Source organism: Janthinobacterium sp. B9-8, assembly GCF_000969645.2.
Lineage (GTDB): Bacteria > Pseudomonadota > Gammaproteobacteria > Burkholderiales > Chitinibacteraceae > Iodobacter.
This window is the reverse complement of sequence record NZ_CP014222.1, coordinates 1,141,228-1,161,586: the sequence shown is the minus strand read 5'-3', so window position 1 is coordinate 1,161,586 and position 20,359 is coordinate 1,141,228. Positions and strand designations below refer to the sequence as shown.

Below are 20,359 nucleotides of genomic sequence, written 5' to 3'. Positions count from 1 at the left end.
GTGGTTGATGTTTGTTTTAATTCTTTAGTATAAAAATGCGGCCTTTAAGGCCGCATTTTTGTTGGGTGAAAGGGTGAGATCAACACTAGCACACAACTTCTTAGCTTTAATAGTGGAGAGTAATTAACTTATTATTTACTGAGAAAATTTTTTAGGGAGTTATAGAGTACTGAGGGGCATGTAATAAAATAAATAAAAAGTAATTTTAGGTTATATATAAAACTGGCACAACATAACAAGCAAGAGAGCCACATGCAAACCTCAGATGCAACGCCTTGTCCTTTTTGTGGAAAAACACTTTTTAATGGCACTGAATATCAGGGTACAACCATTACACATCGACAAAACTCACCAAAAATGGATTTTGAAAATAGCCCTACCTCGATGAGCTGCGCACACTGCTATCAACTTGTAGAACTGAAATATATATCTCAAAGCTGCTATCGTCTTGTTAAATGATTTTCAAACACTATTAAAATTAAGCGACCAACTACCCAGACTAATTACGTAGCACTTTCATATTTTTGAACTACCTTTTGGATTGTTTTCTGAGCCATTCAAGGAAATAAGCCGATGCGGAAGCTCCGCTCATAAATACTGCACAGAAGGTGCTCATCAAAAGTGGGAACAACATGCCCATCGAAATACATATCAAATCCTCTGTTCTGCATGTACAACAGTCTTTTATCTCTCCAACCGTGTATCTTGACCACTGGGCAATTCGTTTGTTTTCAGAAGACATCGCACTACAAAATCGATTTGTAAGTGCATTAAACAACAAAAAAGGCACCCTGCTTATCTCAACGTTTTCATTAAGTGAGTTTTCGTCGTCAAATAACTCTCGACACGCAATTGATGCGGAAAGTTTTATTGAACGTTTATTGCCTAACATTTTTCTAACAGACTTCGCACTAAATAAAATCATTGATAGGGAGCGAGCTGAAACAAATAATATCAAACGTTTTTGGCCACCCGCAGATCTCCCACAACTCATCTTTCTAATTCAAAATTCACCTCATAATAAACTCACCTTCAGTGGCTTTATCACGCTAGCCCATATCTATAGAGATGAAATATTGGAAGAACAACGTGCACTTGTCCTACAAATAAAAGAAAAAATTGAAATGTGCCGATCTTCTCCATCCTCAATTAAACAAGCTAAAAACAACAAGCCAGATAACAATCTCCCTCGTACTATTATTATTCTTGATGAGTTATTACGCGGCTACTACTTAGACCTAACAGCTCCAATTACAAACAACGACATAATTGACTTACTTCATGCAATGATACCAATTAACTGTTGTGATTTTGTTCTTCTCGATGGTGCTTGGGAGCAACGAGTCCAGAGAATGAAGCACAGAATTGCAAATGCAGGTTTGGACCTACCATTAGCAGAATGTTTTTCTCGGAGAAAAGATGGAATTTACGCATTCCTTAACAAACTCGAAGCCTTTGATAAAAACTCTCAAACAAATATTGCAATTCCATAATGTCCGCTCCTTTATCATTCAGCAAAAAAATTGTATCTAATTTTCTAGCATCAATCATTTTTGGGCTGTTTTCAGCGTACCAGACGCCTTTATTTCACTATTGGCGGGTTTTTACCCCAATCCTAACAACTTAAGCAATAGCCGCCTGAGCGATGCTCCCGTAGGTTAGGTTAGCGGGATTGTTCGCCAATTTTTAGCGGACAAACCCGCACAACCCAACATTTAGGCACAAAAGAATGATGGCTTACACAATAAGGCCTGCTAACCCAATCTACGAATTCAGATTAAATTGATAGGATTGGAGTACACCCTGCCCTACATAAAGAACACAGCGTATTCTTTATGTAATGCAGAGCAGCCAAGTACTGTTAGCACACCTCTTATTCAACAATCTCAGCGCATAAAAAAACCGCCACGATAATGTGGCGGTTTTAAATAGCACCTAAAAATCATTAATTGACGGGTAAATTCACAAAGTACTGCTTTGCAAAATCACCGGTAAATTTGCCCAATAGGCGGTGGGTATTGGTGGTAGGGTGCATATTGTCCCAAAAAACAAATTCATCGGGATTGGTGCATTCTTTACGGGGCTTTTGGGCTTGTAGATAAACGGTACTGGCGGTGGAATTAATATCCAAGCAAGAGCTTGTGGTGTTTTTAACATTATATTTAGCCGGATGATCTAATAAATCGGTAAACATAGCGCCGGTATCAAAGAGTTGAATATTTAAACGATTACCATGTTTCATGCGTAATGCGGCCACTAGCATCGTTAAACGCTGGTTATATTCCACCACTTGTGCCGCGACTTTATCGGCGTCATTACGCATTTTAAAGACGGGCACGCGCGATATATTGGGCAGATTAAGCAGCAGAATATTACGCCCGCCTGCCGCAATCAATTGATCAAGCGCCGTGGTTTGCCCTGCAATCAGCTGATCCACCGTGCGGCCATAGTTTAATAAATCATTGCCACCAATCAACATGGTAAATAGCGTATTTTCCGGGCGATAGGCTGGTGCTTGCGACATATATTCTGTCCACGATTGCACCTGCTGAATTAATCCCGGCACCACTAAATGAGTATCGGCTGCAGAGCCTCCAATCGCCCAGTTATATAAAGGCAATTTCAGACTTTCGGCTAGGTATTCCACCCAAACCTTGTCATTACTAAAGCGGCCAATAAACCATGCTTTTGAATTGGGTAGTTTCCACATGGATGCGTTATACATATTTTGCGTATCAGACAGGCTATCGCCAAAGGCAATCACTTTGCTAATTGTGTGGCTTTGCGTGGCCTGATCGTTGGTCCACACCGTGGCATTAAACGATAAGGCGTTATTAGCCGCTGCAACTAAAGCAAGTGGCGTTTTAACGCCCTGCTGATCCAGTGTTTTACGGCATACGCTACTCATCGTAGCTTGCGCTACATCGGTGTAAAACATGTTTTTCCACTGAAATTGACCATCGGCCCACCAGTTGCCATACAGCTTGTAATAAGCACCACTACTGGGATCGATTGCCCATGCATAGCTGGTTGCGGGCTTTGCACTATTGTTTTCGAGGCGGTAATAGCAGCGCAAATAGGTGTAGGTGTAGCCCCCCAGTCGGGACATTCCAGCCACCTTGGGTGCTTTAAGCAGCTCCGCAGCACTCAGCGGCTTTTGTGCAGAGAGTACGCTACCTAATTGTGGATCAGGGCTCTGCGCTTCAAGCACAGGAGCCGCCCATACCGATGTGCTAATCAGCAAGCTAATAGAGAGAAGTAAACGCATAGCTGGCAACGCCTCTTGAATATTAACATTTGCTTATGCTAAGACAATCAAACCAAAGCAGCCAGTAAGCCAAAACACCAACCCCTGTTTAGCACCCACAAAAAAGGCGAAAAGCATGCCGCTTTTCGCCTTTTTGCAATGCCTGATCTATTTAACGCGAGTAGCCTTGCGTTGGCACAACCACTAACGCCGCCCGCTGCCCTACGTCTATATGAGGATTAGGAAAAATAAGCCGTGCATTGGCTTCATCCACCACATACTGCACATCGCCCTCCTCCGCAAGAAGGGTGCCGATCGCTAGCGGTGCAAAATTATCCATTTGGGCATCAATGCGCAAAACAAAGTCTTCGCTTTGCTTAACGATCTCACGCGAAACTTTAAACAAGCTGACATGGGCAGGCACGACATCGCAATCAGGCAGCTCACCACTAATCAAGCCTTCTAAGTATGCCTTCATTTTGCTTAAATCAACCGCAGTGTTCTGACCAAAAGGCATGGCGCGGCCCAGCTCCACCGTAAAGGCCGCTGCACCGCAATGCTGGCTGGAGAAAAACGAGAAAGTCGTGGAAGTAGTGGATTGCAAAAGCACCGCATCCACACCGGCGCAAGCTAAGCGGGCGACTTGCAAGGGATCAAAATCGCGGCCATGCGGTGGCAGAGGATAAATAGCAAATTTTTCAATGAGGGAGCCATGAATCGCCGTGTGCAAATCATAATGCAGGCGTGGCTTACCATCTTGAATCGATCTGGAAAAAAACCGCATCAGCTGCATTTCCAGCATCGCCGCACGGCGGGCCTCAAAGCCATCGCCTACATCAGGCAAGCGACAAAACAGGCGGTTCATATCCTGATCAAGGCAACGCACCCCCTGGCGCATCGCCTCCACATTGCCAAATACACACAACACCCGCGCGCGCACTCTAAGCTGGCCTTCCAGAATCTGGCTAATAATCTGATCAAGCAACTCAATCGGTGCAGTTTCATTACCATGAATACCGCAGCTCAACACCACATCCAGCTGCCTGTCACTTGGATCTTTAGGCTCGAAGCGAATCACCCCTTCGTCCATCACCTGCACATGCGTACCGTTGGGCAGGCAGTAAGGCAAGGAAATACAAGTCTTGCCAGCCAAGGCTTGTGCTAAAAAAGATTGTTCTAAACAAGAGTTACTCATTTTGCGAGATCTTTTGGGCGGCTTATCAGTCTAGCAGATGGTTGCGGTGGGCATGCCGCCGATAAATGCCCACGCATTCTGTCGTTCAAATCAAAGCTCTACGTAAGCAAAGCCAGAAACAAAAAAGGGCGCATCACGCGCCCCACTTTCTATCAAGCAAGCTGGCAAGGATAAATCGAGCCAAGATGTAAAATCTGTGTCAGCTCATCCAGCGCAGTGCGCACTTCAATAATCAGCTTAGGATCGGCCAAATCTGCTTCGGTAAGGCGATCACGATAATGCTGGTCTACCCATGTATTTAGCTTGGCAAACAGCGCGTCGTTCATCCAGATATGCGGATTCACCGCCGCCAGTTCTTTTTCTTTCAAAGCTACGCGTAAGCGTAAACAAGCCGGGCCACCGCCATTTTGCATGCTTTGCTTCAAATCAAACACCATCAGCTCGGCAATCGGGCCATTGCTGGCCAGCATGCCTTGCAGATAATCCCAAACCGCGGGCGTGGCGCGGCATTCATCCGGCACAACCAGATTCTGGCGACCATCGGCACGCGCTAATAGCTGGCTGTTAAACAGATAGGACTTCACCGCATCGGCCACGCTGACTTGGGCCAGTGGCACTTCAATCACTTGCAAACCACCACCGAGCTTAGCGTCCAGCTCGGCATAGACTGCAGCCTGGCGCAAAAAGGCCGTTTCATGGCTAAACAACACATTTTGATTGCCGACCGAAATCACATCATTGTGAAACACGCCGGCGTCAATCACCGCTGGGTTTTGCTGAGCAAACACCATGTGATCGGCGCTTAAGCCATGTAAACGAGCAATCGCCTCACCGGCTTCACGCGTTTGCCGGGCTGGGAATTTTTGCGGCTCAACGCCGCCGCCCCAATGCTGGCGACCATAAACAAAGAATTCAACCCCAAGCTGGCCATAATCGTGACAAAACCGGGTGTGATTCGCCGCGCCTTCGTCGCCAAATACAGCTTGCATCGGCAACGCATCGTGATGTGCAAAGACCGCATCATTATTAAACATCGCTTTAAGCGAGCGGGTGGTTTGAGCATGCTCAATGGCGCGGTGAAATTTATTTTGCAAATTAGCAGCAGTAAAGTGCACGCGGCCATCAACCGTATCTGCTGAAGGGCTCACCGTGGCGGCATTGGCTGTCCACATACTGGAAGCGGATGACACATTAGCCAGCAGCCCCGGCGAGGCTTTAGCCACCGCAGCCAGCACGCTGGCATCATCGCCGCTAAAACCTAAATCGCGCAGCAGGCCAATGGCCGGGCGCTCTTGTGGCACAAACACGCCCTGCTTGTAGCCCATATCGGCCAGCGCTTTCATTTTGGCAAGGCCTTGCTTAGCCGCTTCACGCGGGTTGGCGGCTTTATTGGCGTTGGATGTGGAGGCCACATTACCAAAAGAATGGCCGCCATAATGGTGAGTAGGCCCAACTAAACCATCAAAATTAGCTTCAAAACTGGTCGACATTTTTCTTCCTTAATATGACAAAACATCTGCAGAAATCACGGCAATCAACAATAAAACTCGCCATACCGCCTATAAATCCCAGCCTCTGCAAACTTTAAAAAATACTTCTTTTCAGGTTAATCCAGAGCAATCACCATCCCTGGCGGCAAATGCTCGGGCATGGATAATATTTCGGACTCTAAAGAAGCAACAGGATATGCACAATAATCTGCTGCGTAATAAGCGCTTGGCCGGTGATTGCCGCTGGCACCAATCCCTCCAAACGGCCCGGCACTGGATGCGCCCGTCAGGGGTTTATTCCAGTTCACAATCCCTGCGCGTGATTCGCGCCAGAACGTTTTATAGTGCTCTGCACTATCTGATAATAAACCCGCTGCCAAGCCAAAGCGGCTGCAATTGGCTAAGCGAATCGCCTCGTCAAATTCACCATAGCGCTGCACTTGCAGTAAGGGGCCAAAATATTCTTCATCCGGCAAATTTTGTACTTCGCTCACATCAAGCAACCCCGCCGTAAGCATGGCATTGGCGCAATTTAAGCGGCGCATTTCCAATAAAACTTTTGCCCCCGCAGCAATCAGTGCCGCTTGTACCGCCAGCATTTTATGAGCGGCTTCGATCGATATCATCGCCCCCATAAACGGCGCTGGCTCGTCATCCCATGCGCCCACTCTTAGCTCCGCACTCACCCGCCTTAAGCGATCCAAAAACAAATCGCCCCATTCTCCTCTTGGCACAAATAAGCGTCTGGCACAGGAGCAGCGCTGCCCCGCAGAGATAAAAGAAGACTGAATAACATGATGAATTGCGGCTGCTACATCTTGCACCTCATCCACAATCAAAGCGTTATTGCCGCTCATTTCCAAAGCTAATATTTTATCCGGACGCCCGGAAAACTGCTGATGCACGGCGTAACCAGAAGCCGAGCTGCCGGTAAAAAAAACACCGTCTAAATCCTGATGGGCCGCAAGCAAAGCACCGGTTGCAGCACTGCCTTGCAGCAGATTAATCACCCCAGCCGGCAGGCCTGCTGCCAGCCAAAGCTCAACTGTTTTTTGGGCTGCCATCGGCGTCAGCTCAGAAGGCTTAAATACCACCACATTGCCTGCCAGCAAAGCCGGGACAATATGGCCATTAGGTAAATGCCCAGGGAAGTTATACGGCCCCAATACCGCTACCACGCCATGCGGCCGGTGGCGCAATACCACGCTGGCATCGCCCTGAGTCGATTCCTTACGGGAAGTACGTTCCTCAAAGGCGCGGATAGAGATATCAACCTTAGCTACCATGCTGGCGACTTCCATTGTTGCTTCCCAGCGCGGCTTGCCGGTCTCCATGCCAATGGTCGCTGCCAGCTCTTCCAAATTAGCCTTCAGTAAATCGGCGAAACAACGCAGCACCGCAATGCGATTGCTGAGCTCGGTGTCCCGCCACAATGGAAACGCCGTTCGTGCGGCCGCAACCGCCGCATCAACCTCTGAAGCCGTTGCCGCATTGCCCACCCAAACCGCCTGCTGGCTAACCGGATTACGTGATGTCCACGCCTTCCCCTTGCCAACAGACCAGCGCCCATCGATTAACTGCATGTTTTACTCCTTGGCAGATAAGGGCACAGCGCGCACGCTATCGCCATCAGCAATCCCAAGCTGGTCTAAAATACCTTGCGTAAGCTGCAAGCCATTTTCTGTTTTTTGCGCAATGGCCAGCACACAGCGAAAGCCTACCAAACGGCGATTAGATACCAGCCATGGAACCCCCGCCTCAGCCGTCACTAATTCGGCCTGATAGCAGCCGCTGGCCCGAACAGCACGCACCTGATCCAGCTCGCACTCCAGCGTGGGGCCCGCGTCAAAAATATCGACATAGCCCTGGTAATGAAAGCCCTCGGCCTCCAGCATGGCGCGCGCCGGGCGAGTTGCCGCGTGCACTTCGCCAATCGCCACACGAGCTTCCTCGGGCAGGAAACAGGTATAAATCGGGTGCTGAGGCATCAGCTCGGCAATAAAGGATTTGCTACCCACATAGGACAGGAAATCGGCACGCGCAAAATCCATACGGAAAAAATGACGGCCCAAGCTCTCCCAAAATGGCGAGCGGCCGTCTTCATCCGAAATCCCGCGCATTTCCGCAATAATGCGGTGCGAGAATCGCGCACTATGCTCAGCCATAAATAAGAAACGCGCCTTAGACAACAAGCTGCCATTGCCCTCTTTGCGGTAGATCGGCAGCAAAAACAAAGAACACAACTCGCTCGAGCCGGTCATATCACTATTTAAAAATAATGTTTCCAGCTGCTTATAAATACCCAGCTCACGGGACGCGTGCACATTAATACCGACGCGATAGTTGTACCAAGTCTCGTGCATACCCACTGCAGCTTCAATGGCCGAAGTGCCCACAATTTTTCCGGTCTGCTCGTCTTCCAGCACAAACACATAGCTTGCATCCGCCGCGTCAGGCTCAGCCGCATTAAGCGAAGTCTCGCTCGCCAGAATGCGTGCAGACAAGCGCTCAGGGTTAGCCTGCAAGGTGGTTACCCCCACCCCCGCTTCCTTGGCTAAAGCCAGTAGCTCGGGTAAATCTTCTGTCTCAATGGGGCGAATCAACATTTAAAAAACTCCTTTTTAATCTGACAGCCTGCCGCGCTTAAAACGATAAGTGAGATAAGTAAGGCGTGCACTGTGTTCTGGCGGCTCTTACGGAAACGCCTGCCAGCGCCTTAAACGAGGCTTTCATCTCAGGGACATTCAAGAAAAACAAGCTGCTAAAACAACTTTGACAAGGCATAGGCAAATCAAACGCTTTTCAATTTAAATAAAGGCGCAGCAGACTATCCGCCCAAGCGCCTTGCCGTACACCCTGTAGAGAAACCCATCAGGTGGATTCCAGATTAACGCTGCTTAAACGCTACTTTTAAGCCTAGCTCCAGCCGGCAGCGTGTATTTATTCATTCAAATACCATAATTCAATCTAACAAAGCCAACGCTTCATTACATCGGGACAAGCCCCAACTGTTAGATATGCCCTTGTAAACAGTCGCAAATTTAGTATCTCGCTTTCAAGTTTGCTCAATATTGACTATGAATAAGTCACCGTTTTCGTAAATTAAAGACTTCAAAATGAAGCGCATGCCCATAAAACGCAATGGCAATACCGCACAAGCCGCCATCCCCAGCAATCAAACAGCCAGCGGCTTTAGCCTTAGCATTTACATGCACGTTTTCATAGCTAGCCCTTCAATGCCTGCGTCTGCCGCATCATGGCTGACTATCTTGTCAGCATTCGCCTTTGATACCCCCTTCTCCACCACAGGATGCAAGCAATGCCCATAACACACAGCATAAATAATGAGCTTTGCACCATCTCGATCAGCGGGGAAATATCGCTTTATACGGCAAAATTAACTCAGGAAGCGCTGCTAGAGCTGCTTCAATCTGAAAAGAAAATTAACCTCGATTTATCAGAAGTGCATGAAATTGATAGCGCAGGCATTCAGCTTTTAATCAGTTTAAAAAAATATGCCTATGCAAAAGACATTGCACTGCAATTTCATGGGCATAGCCAGTGCGTACTGGATGTGATTGATCTTTACAATATTGCCGCCGAACTCGGTGACCCCTTAGTGCTCACCCAGCGTTAGGAGTAAAGCATGGATTTAGACAGCGCCAGAGGAGCCCTCATCGAAGAAGCCCGTGATTTACTCAATTCGATGGAATCTGCCCTGCTCACGATTGAAGGCAATAACGCCAGTAGCGAGGAGATTGATGCGCTTTTCCGTGTAGCACACACCATTAAGGGCTCCGCAGCACTGTTTTCACTCGATTATATTGTTATCTTTACCCATAGCATGGAAAGCTTGCTTGATTTAGTCAGAAGCAGAGAAATTGAGATCAATGAAAAAATGATTTCTACGCTGCTCGATTGTAAAGATTATCTCAGTTTATTAATTAATTCAGTAGAAAACAGAACAGAAAATATAGACCCGGATGAACCCAATCGTGCACGCCTGCTTGGTCTGCTTGACGAATACTTATTAAAATCAACCGAAGTGCAAACAATTGCCTCAAGTGACCGAATTGAAAAAGACGAAAAAAAACATCATGGCGACACCCACTGGCACTTATCTTTGCGCTTTAATAAAAATAATTTAATCAATGGCATGGATCCCTTTGAGTTTATCCGCTATTTAAGTACGCTGGGTGAAATAAGCTATATCTATACCATAACCGACAAAATACCGCCTCTGGATGAAATCGAGACCGAACAATGCTATTTAGGTTTTGAAATTGATTTAGAATCATCCCAAGATAAAGAAGCAATAGAAAGCGCTTTCGACTTTATTCGCCAAGACAGCACCATACGCATTTTACCGCCGCACGCTAAAATTCAAGAATATATAGATCTTATTAACTCCCTGCCTGAGCCACCTCAACTATTAGGCGAAATTCTTTTAAAAGGCGGATCAATCACGGCTTTAGAGCTAAAAGAAATATTAAATATTCAAAAAGCAGACCCCAGCCGGCAACTCGGCAGTATTTTTGTAGAAGAAAAAGTAGTGGCGGCCCCCGTTGTAGCGGCGGCCCTCAAAAAACAGAAACAAAGCGAAGACAAAAAAAATAATGAACTCAAATTTATAAAAGTAGAAGCCGGCAAACTGGATACCTTAATTAATATGGTAGGCGAGCTTGTCATTGCGGGTGCTGCGGCCAATTTAATTTCCAAAAGAAATAGTGACCCTAGCATGAGTGAAGCATGCGCCACGCTCTCTGATCTGGTAGAACAAATCAGAGATAGCGCACTTAACTTAAGAATGGTGCAAATCAAAGAGGTGTTTGAGCGTTTTCCTCGCGTGATACGCGATGCAACTAAAGATTTAAACAAAAAAATAAACCTTAAGCTGATAGGAACAGAAACCGAACTAGATAAAAGCATGATAGAAAAACTAAGTGACCCCTTAATGCACATTGTACGCAATGCAATTGACCACGGCATTGAAGCACCACAAGATAGAATAGCCAAAGGAAAGCCTGCCCAGGGCGAGATTATATTGAATGCTTTTCATGATTCTGGCAGCGTAGTAATAGAAATCAGTGACGATGGCGCAGGCTTAAATAAAGAGCGTATTATAAATAAAGCCATAGAAAGAAGCCTGATTAGCCCAGATGCCATACTAAGTGAATATGAAATATACCAGCTTATTTTTGAGGCCGGTTTTTCAACAGCAGAAAAAGTTACCCATTTATCTGGTCGGGGCGTTGGCATGGATGTTGTAAAACGCAATATCGAGCATTTACGCGGCGAAGTGGAGGTGATATCAGAAGAAGGCACTGGCAGTATTTTTAGAATTAGGCTCCCGCTCACCATGGCTATTATTGATGGCTTTCAAGTCATGGTGGCCGATTCTACTTTTGTGATTCCTCTTGATCTGGTCCTCGAATGCACCGAGCTTACTTCGGACGATGAACAACATAGTTTTGTTAATCTTCGTGGCAAGGTATTACCTTTTGTTCGCTTGCGCAGCTTGTTTGATTTTCCTGAGCACAGCAGCAGCAAAGAAAATATTGTTGTCATCCAATACGGGCAAAACCGGGCAGGGCTGGTTGTTGATAAGCTGATTGGAGAGTTTCAAGCGGTGATTAAACCGCTGGGCCCTTTATTTAAAGATTTAAAAGGAATTAGCGGCTCAACCATATTAGGAACCGGGCAGGTTGCTTTAATTTTAGACGTGGGCCAGCTTATCCAATATGCATACAAAAAAACAGATCCTTTATATAAAGGAAACAGCATTTTTAAAGCAGCGCTTCCTCCTTCTGCTTCTATTTCAGCAATAACAAGCAACACCCTCGGGGGATAGAATAATGGACTGGATTAAAAATTCAAAGGTGGGTAGTAAGTTATTTTTTTCATTTATCATTATTGCGAGTTTTACACTTTTAATTGGCGTACTGAGCATCAGCAAAATCAACCAGCTCAATTCTCTTTTAAAAGAAATGTATAACGATCAGCTAGTACCGATCAGGGATAATGCCAATGCCAATATGCAGGCGATTTATCTTACAAGACGACTCAGTTTTTACGTATTTGCTAATGATAAAAAAATGCATAAAGAGATTATTGACGAGATGAATGGCTATGAAAAAAAGATGCTCGATCTTATTGGAAAATTTAACGACACCCAACAAACAGAAGAAGCAATAAAAATAATAAAAGAATTACCAAGTTACTGGCAGGATTTTACTATCGCCAAGAAAAACCTTATTGATTCCGTAGATCAGGAAAAAGAAACTGAAGTTTCAAAATTAATTATTATCAACGAGGTCCGCCCTACATTTCAAAGATTTGACGATGCGCTCAGCGCACTGCTCGACATCAAAGAAGCCAGCAGTAAAAAATCATTTGAACACGCAAACAACATGTCATCACAAATTATTGCTCTTATGTCATTTATTATTTTTGTTTCATTTATTTTGTCCATTTTCATCGCATTTTTCATTACCCGGCAAATTACCCGGCAAATCGGCGGAGAACCCAGCCTTGCCGTCAATATTGCAAACAAAGTGGCCTCAGGCGATTTAACTATTAATGCTTTATTAATGAAAGGCGATGAATCAAGCATTATTTTTTCATTACAAAGAATGGCGCACACCCTCAATCAGGTAATGAGTGATATCTACTCCACATCCAACTCGCTGGCCAGCTCCTCTGAACAAGTCAACGCTTCATCACAAAACCTGTCTCAAAATGCTTCCGAGCAAGCAGCCAGCATTGAAGAAACCAGCTCATCCCTTGAAGAAATCACCGCAACGGTTTCACAAAACAGTGAAAACGCAAAAGTCACCGAAAGCATCGCCAGCAAGGCATCGCATAAGGCTACTGAAGGCGGCATAGCGGTCAAAGCCACCATCCTCGCCATGCAGCAAATCGCCGGAAAAATTAAAATCATTGATGATATTGCCTATCAAACCAATCTGTTGGCCCTTAATGCGGCCATTGAGGCCGCACGCGCGGGCGAGCATGGCAAAGGCTTTGCTGTTGTTGCGGCAGAAGTACGTAAGCTTGCCGAGCGCAGCCAAATTGCAGCACAAGAAATCAGCGAGCTGGCAGGGAGTAGTGTGAGCCAGGCGGCCAGTGCGGGGGAAAGGCTAGGTGAAATTGTGCCTTTAATTAAAAAAACAGCCGACTTGGTTGAGGAAATCTCGGCCGCATCTCAAGAGCAATCCAGTGGCATTGAGCAAATCAACACTGCAATGAGCCAAATTTCCCAAGCAACCCAAGGCAATGCAGCAGCAGCAGAGCAGCTCAACTCAACAGCCGAAGAGCTCTCTATTCATGCTTCACGCCTGCAAGAAATGATTGGGTTTTTTCAGACAGAAAAAGCATCAAGAAATAACCCTAAACACCCCGCAGCGAGCGTCTCAGCCCGCTTCCCGTCTTAGATACGGGCTGATTTGCTGAATATTATTTAAGGAAACTCGTCATGGATATTCGTAGCCTGAGGAAAAACAAGGAAAGTCATTTGGCCGCGGCACCGGCAGAAGAAAAACAGTACCTTACATTTACATTAAATCAAGAGCTGTTTGCAGTGGTGATTCACAATATCAAAGAAATTATTGAGTATGCAGGCGTTACCGAAGTGCCGCTTATGCCGCGCTTTATACATGGCGTAATCAATATGCGCGGTGCGGTTGTGCCGGTCATTGATCTGGCTGTGCGCCTAGGCAAGGGGAGCAGCCAGATTGGGCGACGCTCTTGTGTTGTGATTCTGGAGGTCTTTTTTGCCAATGAATATCATGATATTGGTGTATTGGTTGATTCCGTTAACGAAGTAATCGAAATTGCTGCGGCAAAAATAGAATCTCCCCCCGAATTTGGCGCCAAAATGCGCAGTGAATTTATAGCGGGCATTGGTAGCATCAATGAAAAATTCGTCATTATCCTCGATGTAAACCATGCGCTTTCTTTGGGTGAAATGGCCGAGCTGGTTGATGAGCCATTAAAGTTATCGCTGGAGCACTACCCTACTCATGATATGCATGAGCAATAAACGCCTGACCATGGCAGGCAAACGCATTATCTTACTCCCCGGAGATGTTCGCTTTGCTCAAGCGCCCGATCAGCTCTGCACACTGCTAGGCTCCTGCCTTGCCATCACCGCATGGCACCCTCAACGCCAGCTTGGCGGCATGTGCCACTTTCTCTTACCCCAAGCACACCGGCCTTCTGCCCCAGATGGGCGCTATGGCAGCGACGCCTTTGAACTCCTTTGCCAACTAATGCAGCAGCATGCCTCCGCTCCCAATCAATACCACTATCAAATTTATGGTGGCAGCCAGATTTTGCAACCTAATAGCAAAGAATCCTCAATTGGCAGCAGAAATATCAAAGCGGCCAAGCAACTATTGCTGAATGCCTCACTTAATATTGAATACGAAGACACGGGTGGCGGTTACTCCCGCAAAGTGATTCTTGATTTAAGCACCGGCAAAATAGGCGTGAAGCGATTTCTGCGTTAAGCCCAATCGAATTACTCTTTTTTTAAAATAAAACCTCTCTAATATATTTACCCTCAAAAAAAAGAAACACCAAAAGCATAATCATTATTAACCCCCTATAACTAAGATTATGTCCACTTAGCAAGGTTAAACCATGGCCATTAAAGTTATGATCGTTGATGATTCTGCGGTAGTGCGGCAAGTCATGCTCGACACGCTCTCCAAGGCCAGCGATATCGTCGTTATCGGCTCTGCACCCGACCCCATTTTTGCCCGCGAAAAGATGGAAAAAGAATGGCCGGATGTGATTGTGCTGGATATCGAAATGCCCCGCATGGATGGCCTCACTTTTCTAAAAAAAATCATGGCCGAACGCCCAACACCGGTTGTAATCTGCTCATCACTTACGGAAAAAGGAGCCGAAATCACCATGCAGGCCCTGTCCGCAGGGGCGCTCGCGATTATCACCAAGCCTTCCTTAGGGGTTCGGGACTTTATTCAAGATAGCTCGGCAGACTTACTACACGCCATTCGGGCCGCCTCGATGGCCAGACTACAAAGGCTGCGCACCAGCACCACACCCACATCACCGGCATCACCACTGCCCATTGCAAACCACACCTCAACGGGCAACGGCTCCGCCACCAGCATCATGCAGGAAAGGATGAGCTCTCCCAAATTATCAGCCGATGCCATTCTGCAAGCCACCGCAGGCCAGGGCACGATTCAAACCACACAAAAAATCATTGCCATTGGCACATCAACAGGAGGGACTCAGGCACTGGAATCCATCTTGCCAGAGCTACCTAAAACATCGCCGGGCATCGTGATTGTTCAGCATATGCCAGAGAAATTCACAGCCACCTTTGCGGCTCGTCTTAATAGTCTGTCGCAAATTGAAGTCCGGGAAGCCAAGAGTAATGATCGTATTCTGCCGGGGCTGGCGCTGATTGCTCCGGGAGGCAAACATATGCTGGTTAAACGCAATGGCACTCAATATCACGTGGATGTAATTGACGGCCCTATGGTCAGCCGCCATCGCCCCTCTGTAGATGTTTTATTCCGATCGGTTGCCAATTCAGCGGGGCGTAATGCCATTGGATTTATTCTGACTGGCATGGGGGATGATGGTGCCAGAGGCTTAAAAGAGCTCCACGACACCGGCGCCCGAACTTACGCGCAGGACGAGGCCAGCTGCGTGGTTTTTGGCATGCCTAAAGAAGCGATTAAGCTTGACGCCAATGATGAAATCATTGCCCTTGAACGCATCCCGGATGTCATTGCCAAACTTTCTAATCGGTGAATCTTATGCCATTCGAACTCAATGTTTTTATTGTTGAAGACAGCCTGATCCAAAGAATGCATGCCGCAGCCATTTGCACTGAGCTGGGGCTGCATGTCATGGGTGAAGCTTCAGATGGCAATGAGGCCCTGCTGTTATTGCAAAACTCTCCCTTGCCCGATGTCATGCTGATTGATTTAGAAATGCCGGGCATGGACGGTATTGAGCTGATTCAAGAACTAGCACACAGGGCGATACCTGTTTCTGTCATCGTTTCCAGCGCCAAAGAAGATGCTTTGATTTCATCGGTAGAAACCATGCTAAAAGCATATGGACTACCCGTTCTTGGCGCAATCAAAAAGCCTCTGACACTGCCACTGCTCAGCAAAGCTCTCGATCACTTCAAGCCCATTACCAAAGAAAACCTACAAACGCGACCAGAAGTCGTTATGGCCGCATCTGAAATCACCAAAGCACTGATCGAACATCAGTTTGTTGCCTATTTTCAGCCCAAAATCTCAATTAAAACAGGGGTTATTAAAGGAGTTGAAACGCTCATTCGCTGGCAGCACCCGGAAAAAGGCCTAGTGATGCCTTCGCAATTTATTTCTATTGCCGAAGAATATGGCTTGATTAATGAATTAACCATGGAGATTTTAGATTTAGCGCTGCAACAATGCCGGCACTGGCACGAGCGTGGATTAAAAATCACCGTGGCGATTAATTTATCCATGCTGTCTTTATCCAACTCGACTTTTGCCGAGCATATCGCCCAAAAAGTAGCCAGCTACGCAATTGACCCCAGCTTTATTGTGCTGGAAATCACCGAAACCGCCGTTATGGGTGATGTGGGCAATGCACTTGGCACACTGGCAAGGCTAAGGCTTAAAGGCTTTGGCTTATCGATTGACGATTACGGCACGGGGTTTTCCTCGATGCAGCAACTTTCCCGCATCCCCTTTACCGAGCTAAAACTTGATCGCTCTTTTGTCGATGGTGCGCATGCCAAGCCTCACCTGCGGGCTATTTTGGCCAGCGCCATTGAAATCGCCAAAAAACTAGAGCTCAGAAGCGTGGCAGAAGGCGTTGAATCCGTAGAAGATCTTGTGGTTCTACAAGAATTAGGCTGCGATATTGTGCAAGGCTACCTCACCGCCAAACCCATGCCGGGCGATGAAGTGGTCCCTTGGCTCAAAAGCAATAACCAACGGCTAAGAGAGCTGTGTAAACCCGCCTCTTAAGCCACAAATACCCCATACGCCACCTTTTTCGGGTGGCGTTTATTGTTGTTACTCCACCAAAAGCGGTTCAGGATCTCCTTCCAACTTCACTTGTTCGATCTCTACAAAGCGACGGGAAATTTTATCGCTGGTAATGCTCACCTGCTGCACATCGTCGTTCACCTGCCGGATATGTGTAGCCAGCTTTTTCATCCTGTCATCAAAACGAGTGAATTCCTGCCCCAGCTTACCCAGCGCCTCTTTGATAATATGCACTTGCTTGCGTGTTTCTACGTCTTTAATCACCGCTCTGGCTGTATTGAGCACCGCCATCAAGGTAGTTGGCGACACAATCCAGACGCGCTTGGTCATGGCGTGCTGCACCAGCTCGGGGTGATACGCGTGGATTTCGGCAAACACCGCTTCGGCAGGAATAAACATCACCGCACCATCTGCCGTTTCATTCGGAATAATATATTTACTAGAAATATCGTCGATATGCTTTTTAATATCGCCTCTAAATGCTTTAGAGGCCACCGCTCTATCAATCGTGCCATCAAACATACGATGGTAGTTTTCAAGCGGAAACTTGGCATCCACAGCCACCGTGCCCGTAGGCTCGGGCAGGCGCAAGATGCAATCGGCGCGTGTGCCGTTACTTAAAGTCGATTGGAACTCATACACCTGATTGGGCAGCACATTACGAATCAGATGCTCTAGCTGCACCTCACCAAACGCACCACGGCTACGTTTATCGCCAAGCAATTCTTGCAAGCTCACCACATTGGTGGTTAAACCATCAATTTTCTTCTGTGCTTCATCAATCGTTGCCAAACGCGCCATCACATTGGCAAAGGTTTCATTGGTCTTTTTAAACCCTTCATCTAAGCGTTCGGTGACTTTGCCAGAAATCTCGCCCAGCTTAGCGTCAGCCGTTTTGGTCAGTTCTCCCACCGTAGCCGTCAGCTGCGTGGTGGTCAGTGCTAAAGCGTTTTGGATTTGCTCCATTTCACGCACCGATTGCTCGGCCAGCATTTGCGAGAGTTTTAATAAGATTTCTTCCCGCAAGGCATCTTGCTTGCCTGAAAGCTGGCTGGAAATATCACCAAGTTGCTTGAGCACCAACTCTCGCGTTTCAGACAAGGTGGTAGTTAAAGACAGCCGCATAGTCGATAGCGATTCGGTTTGCGCTGTTTGCAAACGAGTCAATGATTCACGCGTTTCTTTTAGCTCATGCCCTACGCCGCTACGTACCCGCTCAAAAGCCTCGGTCATGGTGTCGCGCAGACGCTCGCCCGATCGCGTTACCGCATCAGAAAGCTGAGCACCTTGCTGAGTTAAGGCTGCATGAGTGCTTTCTGTTTGCCGGCTTAAACCCTGATGCAGGTCAGAGAGCATCTCTCTGTGCTTGGCCTCTAGGTCTTGCGTCAGCGTATCTAAGACGTCTCTTTGCGACTGAGCAAGCTGCTGCAAACGCGCAACCACCAAAGCACCCGCCAGCAAAACCACCAGCGTTGTAATTCCAAACAATAGATCTAACATAACTTTCCACTTAACCTGCGACGTCACGATTGTAGGCGATGTATGGCAATACGCCTATAATCCATTGTATGAGATCACTGCTATTTATTGCGCTATTTGCCAGCGCCGCCCACGCCACAGATACCGCCGCCATTCAACGTGCGGCACAACAATGGCTGGATCAATCCCTCGCCAACAGCAACGGTGTACCCAGCTATCAGCTTAGTAAAATAGATAGCCGCATCCAGCTAGCCCCCTGTAAGCAATACGATGTAGGCCTGCCCAGCGGCTACCGGCTCTTAGGCAATACCATGCTCAGAGTGCAATGTGTGGATGGGGCCAGCTGGGGTATTAATCTGCCCGTAAAAGTTTCTTTACTTGTCACTTACTATGTAGCAGCACGCCCCTTATCAGGCAATCAGGAAGTCGGCGCGGGTGATTTAAGCGCCCAGCAAGGCGATCTGGGTACCCTGCCTGGCAGCGTCATTCTGGACCCCGTCCAAGCAGTAGGACGCACTCTAAATACCGCGGTTGCCGCAGGCAAGCCCCTGCGCAGCGAAATGCTCAGGGCAGCAATAGTGATTCAGCAAAATCAAAAGGTACGCATTATTTATCGCGATAATGGTATCGAAGTCGCCAATGAAGGCATTGCCATGAATAATGCAGCCGAAGGGCAATCTGTGCGCGTGCGAGTGGGTACAAGGCAAATAATCCAAGGTCTTGCCACCTCCACAGGCAGTGTGGATGTGAGTAATTAAGCCGCCCTTCCTCATGGTGTGGCCTTTTCCTACACAGGCGGCGGCAGCATATGCAGCAATAAAACCGCCTGAAACAACAGCAAATATCAGCCATATTCACAAGCGAACTGACAAATCGCTCGCTTGCCGCTACAATTTACGGCTTTGTAAAGTCCGCCCAAGCGCTTAAGCATGCAAGTTTTCAGAAGCGTTTCCAACGCTCACCTTCCCCCTACAGCCATCACCATCGGTAATTTTGATGGGCTGCACGCCGGCCACGAAGCGATGTTGTCCGAATTAAAGTCGGCAGCGGCACTGCACGGGCTAAAAACCTGTGTGCTGACATTCGAGCCGCACCCACGCGAATTTTTTGCGCCAGACGCTGCGCCCGCCCGCCTCACCAGCCTGCGCGAAAAGCTGGAGCTGCTGGCCGCAAGAGAGATTGATTACGTAATTGTGCAGCGTTTTGATCGCAAATTTTCATCCTTAAGCGCACTGGATTTTAGAGACCAGATTCTGGCTAAAGATTTAAATGCACGGCATGTGATTGTGGGGGATGATTTTTGCTTTGGCGCCAAACGCGCAGGAGATTTTGCGCTACTGCAAGACAGCACAGACTTTAGCACCTGTAGCCTTGCCACCGTTGCGGACGGCAATTTGCGGATTTCTTCTACTGCCGTACGCAATGCTTTAGCCGCGGGCAATATGGATTTAGCCACACATTACTTAGGACGGCCGTATTCCATTGCTGGCCGCGTGGTGGATGGCGATAAAATTGGCAGAACGCTTGGCTTTCCTACCGCCAATATTCAGATCAAACATAACCGCCCGCCTTTATTTGGCATTTTTGTAGTTGAAATCCACGGGCTTGAAAAGCCATATCAAGGCGTAGCCAGCTTGGGATTTCGCCCCACCATCCATGGCGGCGATCACTACCCCAAATTAGAAGCGCATTTGTTTGATTTCAATCGACAGGTATACCGTCAGCATCTACGTGTAGACTTCCTGCATAAGCTGCGCGATGAAGAAAAATATATTGATTTACCGACTTTAGTCGCACAAATCGAAAAAGATTGTATCGCAGCCAAAGAATGGTTTGCGGTAAATAGATAGCCAAAAAAAACCAGAGGTAGTTGCAAAGCATAGCGAGAAGCCCGAGGACAAGGCAAAAAATGGCG

General features: G+C 47.3%; 16 protein-coding genes and 2 pseudogenes. 12 read left to right on the top strand and 6 right to left on the bottom strand.

The window, feature by feature from the left end; all coding sequences use genetic code 11:
- Positions 1–632 precede the first annotated feature (632 nt).
- A complete protein-coding gene (locus tag VN23_RS05135) occupies positions 633–1,493 on the top strand; it encodes a hypothetical protein (protein ID WP_046349964.1) in 861 nt (286 codons plus the stop codon).
- 452 nt (positions 1,494–1,945) lie between these two features.
- On the opposite strand, the gene VN23_RS05130 is transcribed toward VN23_RS05135, so the two are convergent.
- The 5 genes from VN23_RS05130 to astA form a co-directional block, all read right to left on the bottom strand.
- Positions 1,946–3,268, bottom strand: coding sequence for an SGNH/GDSL hydrolase family protein (locus VN23_RS05130; RefSeq protein ID WP_082752605.1), 1,323 nt, complete (start codon positions 3,266–3,268; stop codon positions 1,946–1,948).
- Positions 3,269–3,419: 151 nt separating this feature from the next.
- On the bottom strand, positions 3,420–4,442 hold the full coding sequence (gene astE, locus VN23_RS05125; protein ID WP_046349963.1) for a succinylglutamate desuccinylase: 1,023 nt from the start codon (positions 4,440–4,442) through the stop codon (positions 3,420–3,422).
- Between the two features lie 152 nt (positions 4,443–4,594).
- Complete coding sequence (astB, locus tag VN23_RS05120) at positions 4,595–5,932, bottom strand: N-succinylarginine dihydrolase (RefSeq protein WP_046349962.1); 1,338 nt, start codon at positions 5,930–5,932, stop codon at positions 4,595–4,597.
- A 116-nt stretch (positions 5,933–6,048) separates the two neighbouring features.
- Entirely contained in the window at positions 6,049–7,515 is a 1,467-nt protein-coding gene (astD, locus tag VN23_RS05115) for a succinylglutamate-semialdehyde dehydrogenase (protein ID WP_046349961.1), read from the bottom strand.
- A 3-nt stretch (positions 7,516–7,518) separates the two neighbouring features.
- Positions 7,519–8,538, bottom strand: coding sequence for an arginine N-succinyltransferase (gene astA, locus VN23_RS05110; RefSeq protein WP_046349960.1), 1,020 nt, complete (start codon positions 8,536–8,538; stop codon positions 7,519–7,521).
- A 510-nt stretch (positions 8,539–9,048) separates the two neighbouring features.
- On the opposite strand from astA, the gene VN23_RS05105 reads away from it, so the two are divergent.
- The 9 genes and pseudogenes from VN23_RS05105 to VN23_RS05070 all read left to right on the top strand — a co-directional run bounded on the left by VN23_RS05105 (position 9,049) and on the right by VN23_RS05070 (position 16,944).
- Entirely contained in the window at positions 9,049–9,261 is a 213-nt protein-coding gene (locus VN23_RS05105; RefSeq protein WP_046349959.1) for a hypothetical protein, read from the top strand.
- Entirely contained in the window at positions 9,252–9,569 is a 318-nt protein-coding gene (locus VN23_RS05100) for an STAS domain-containing protein (protein WP_046349958.1), read from the top strand. Before VN23_RS05105 ends, VN23_RS05100 begins: the two co-directional genes overlap by 10 nt.
- A 9-nt stretch (positions 9,570–9,578) precedes the next feature.
- The gene (locus VN23_RS05095) at positions 9,579–11,783 is read left to right on the top strand and encodes a chemotaxis protein CheA (RefSeq protein WP_046349957.1); all 2,205 of its coding nucleotides are present in this window, start codon (positions 9,579–9,581) and stop codon (positions 11,781–11,783) included.
- Between the two features lie 4 nt (positions 11,784–11,787).
- Positions 11,788–12,330: pseudogene (locus VN23_RS22385) on the top strand (MCP four helix bundle domain-containing protein); the annotation flags it as partial.
- Between the two features lie 438 nt (positions 12,331–12,768).
- Positions 12,769–13,365 (top strand): annotated as a pseudogene (locus VN23_RS22380) (methyl-accepting chemotaxis protein); the annotation flags it as partial.
- A gap of 41 nt (positions 13,366–13,406) precedes the next feature.
- Complete coding sequence (locus tag VN23_RS05085; RefSeq protein WP_046349955.1) at positions 13,407–13,973, top strand: chemotaxis protein CheW; 567 nt, start codon at positions 13,407–13,409, stop codon at positions 13,971–13,973.
- Positions 13,963–14,442: a chemotaxis protein CheD gene (locus tag VN23_RS05080; RefSeq protein ID WP_052746364.1), complete on the top strand. Its 480-nt coding sequence runs from the start codon at positions 13,963–13,965 to the stop codon at positions 14,440–14,442. Before VN23_RS05085 ends, VN23_RS05080 begins: the two co-directional genes overlap by 11 nt.
- Before the next feature lie 133 nt (positions 14,443–14,575).
- Entirely contained in the window at positions 14,576–15,724 is a 1,149-nt protein-coding gene (locus VN23_RS05075; protein ID WP_046349954.1) for a protein-glutamate methylesterase/protein-glutamine glutaminase, read from the top strand.
- Between the two features lie 5 nt (positions 15,725–15,729).
- Positions 15,730–16,944, top strand: coding sequence for an EAL domain-containing response regulator (locus VN23_RS05070; protein ID WP_046349953.1), 1,215 nt, complete (start codon positions 15,730–15,732; stop codon positions 16,942–16,944).
- 48 nt (positions 16,945–16,992) lie between these two features.
- On the opposite strand, the gene rmuC is transcribed toward VN23_RS05070, so the two are convergent.
- Entirely contained in the window at positions 16,993–18,465 is a 1,473-nt protein-coding gene (gene rmuC / locus VN23_RS05065; RefSeq protein WP_046349952.1) for a DNA recombination protein RmuC, read from the bottom strand.
- Between the two features lie 68 nt (positions 18,466–18,533).
- On the opposite strand from rmuC, the gene flgA reads away from it, so the two are divergent.
- Positions 18,534–19,202 carry a flagellar basal body P-ring formation chaperone FlgA gene (flgA, locus tag VN23_RS05060; RefSeq protein WP_052746363.1) on the top strand — a complete coding sequence of 223 codons (669 nt, stop codon included), beginning with the start codon at positions 18,534–18,536 and terminating at the stop codon, positions 19,200–19,202.
- A gap of 171 nt (positions 19,203–19,373) precedes the next feature.
- A complete protein-coding gene (locus VN23_RS05055; RefSeq protein WP_046349951.1) occupies positions 19,374–20,294 on the top strand; it encodes a bifunctional riboflavin kinase/FAD synthetase in 921 nt (306 codons plus the stop codon).
- Positions 20,295–20,359 lie beyond the last annotated feature (65 nt).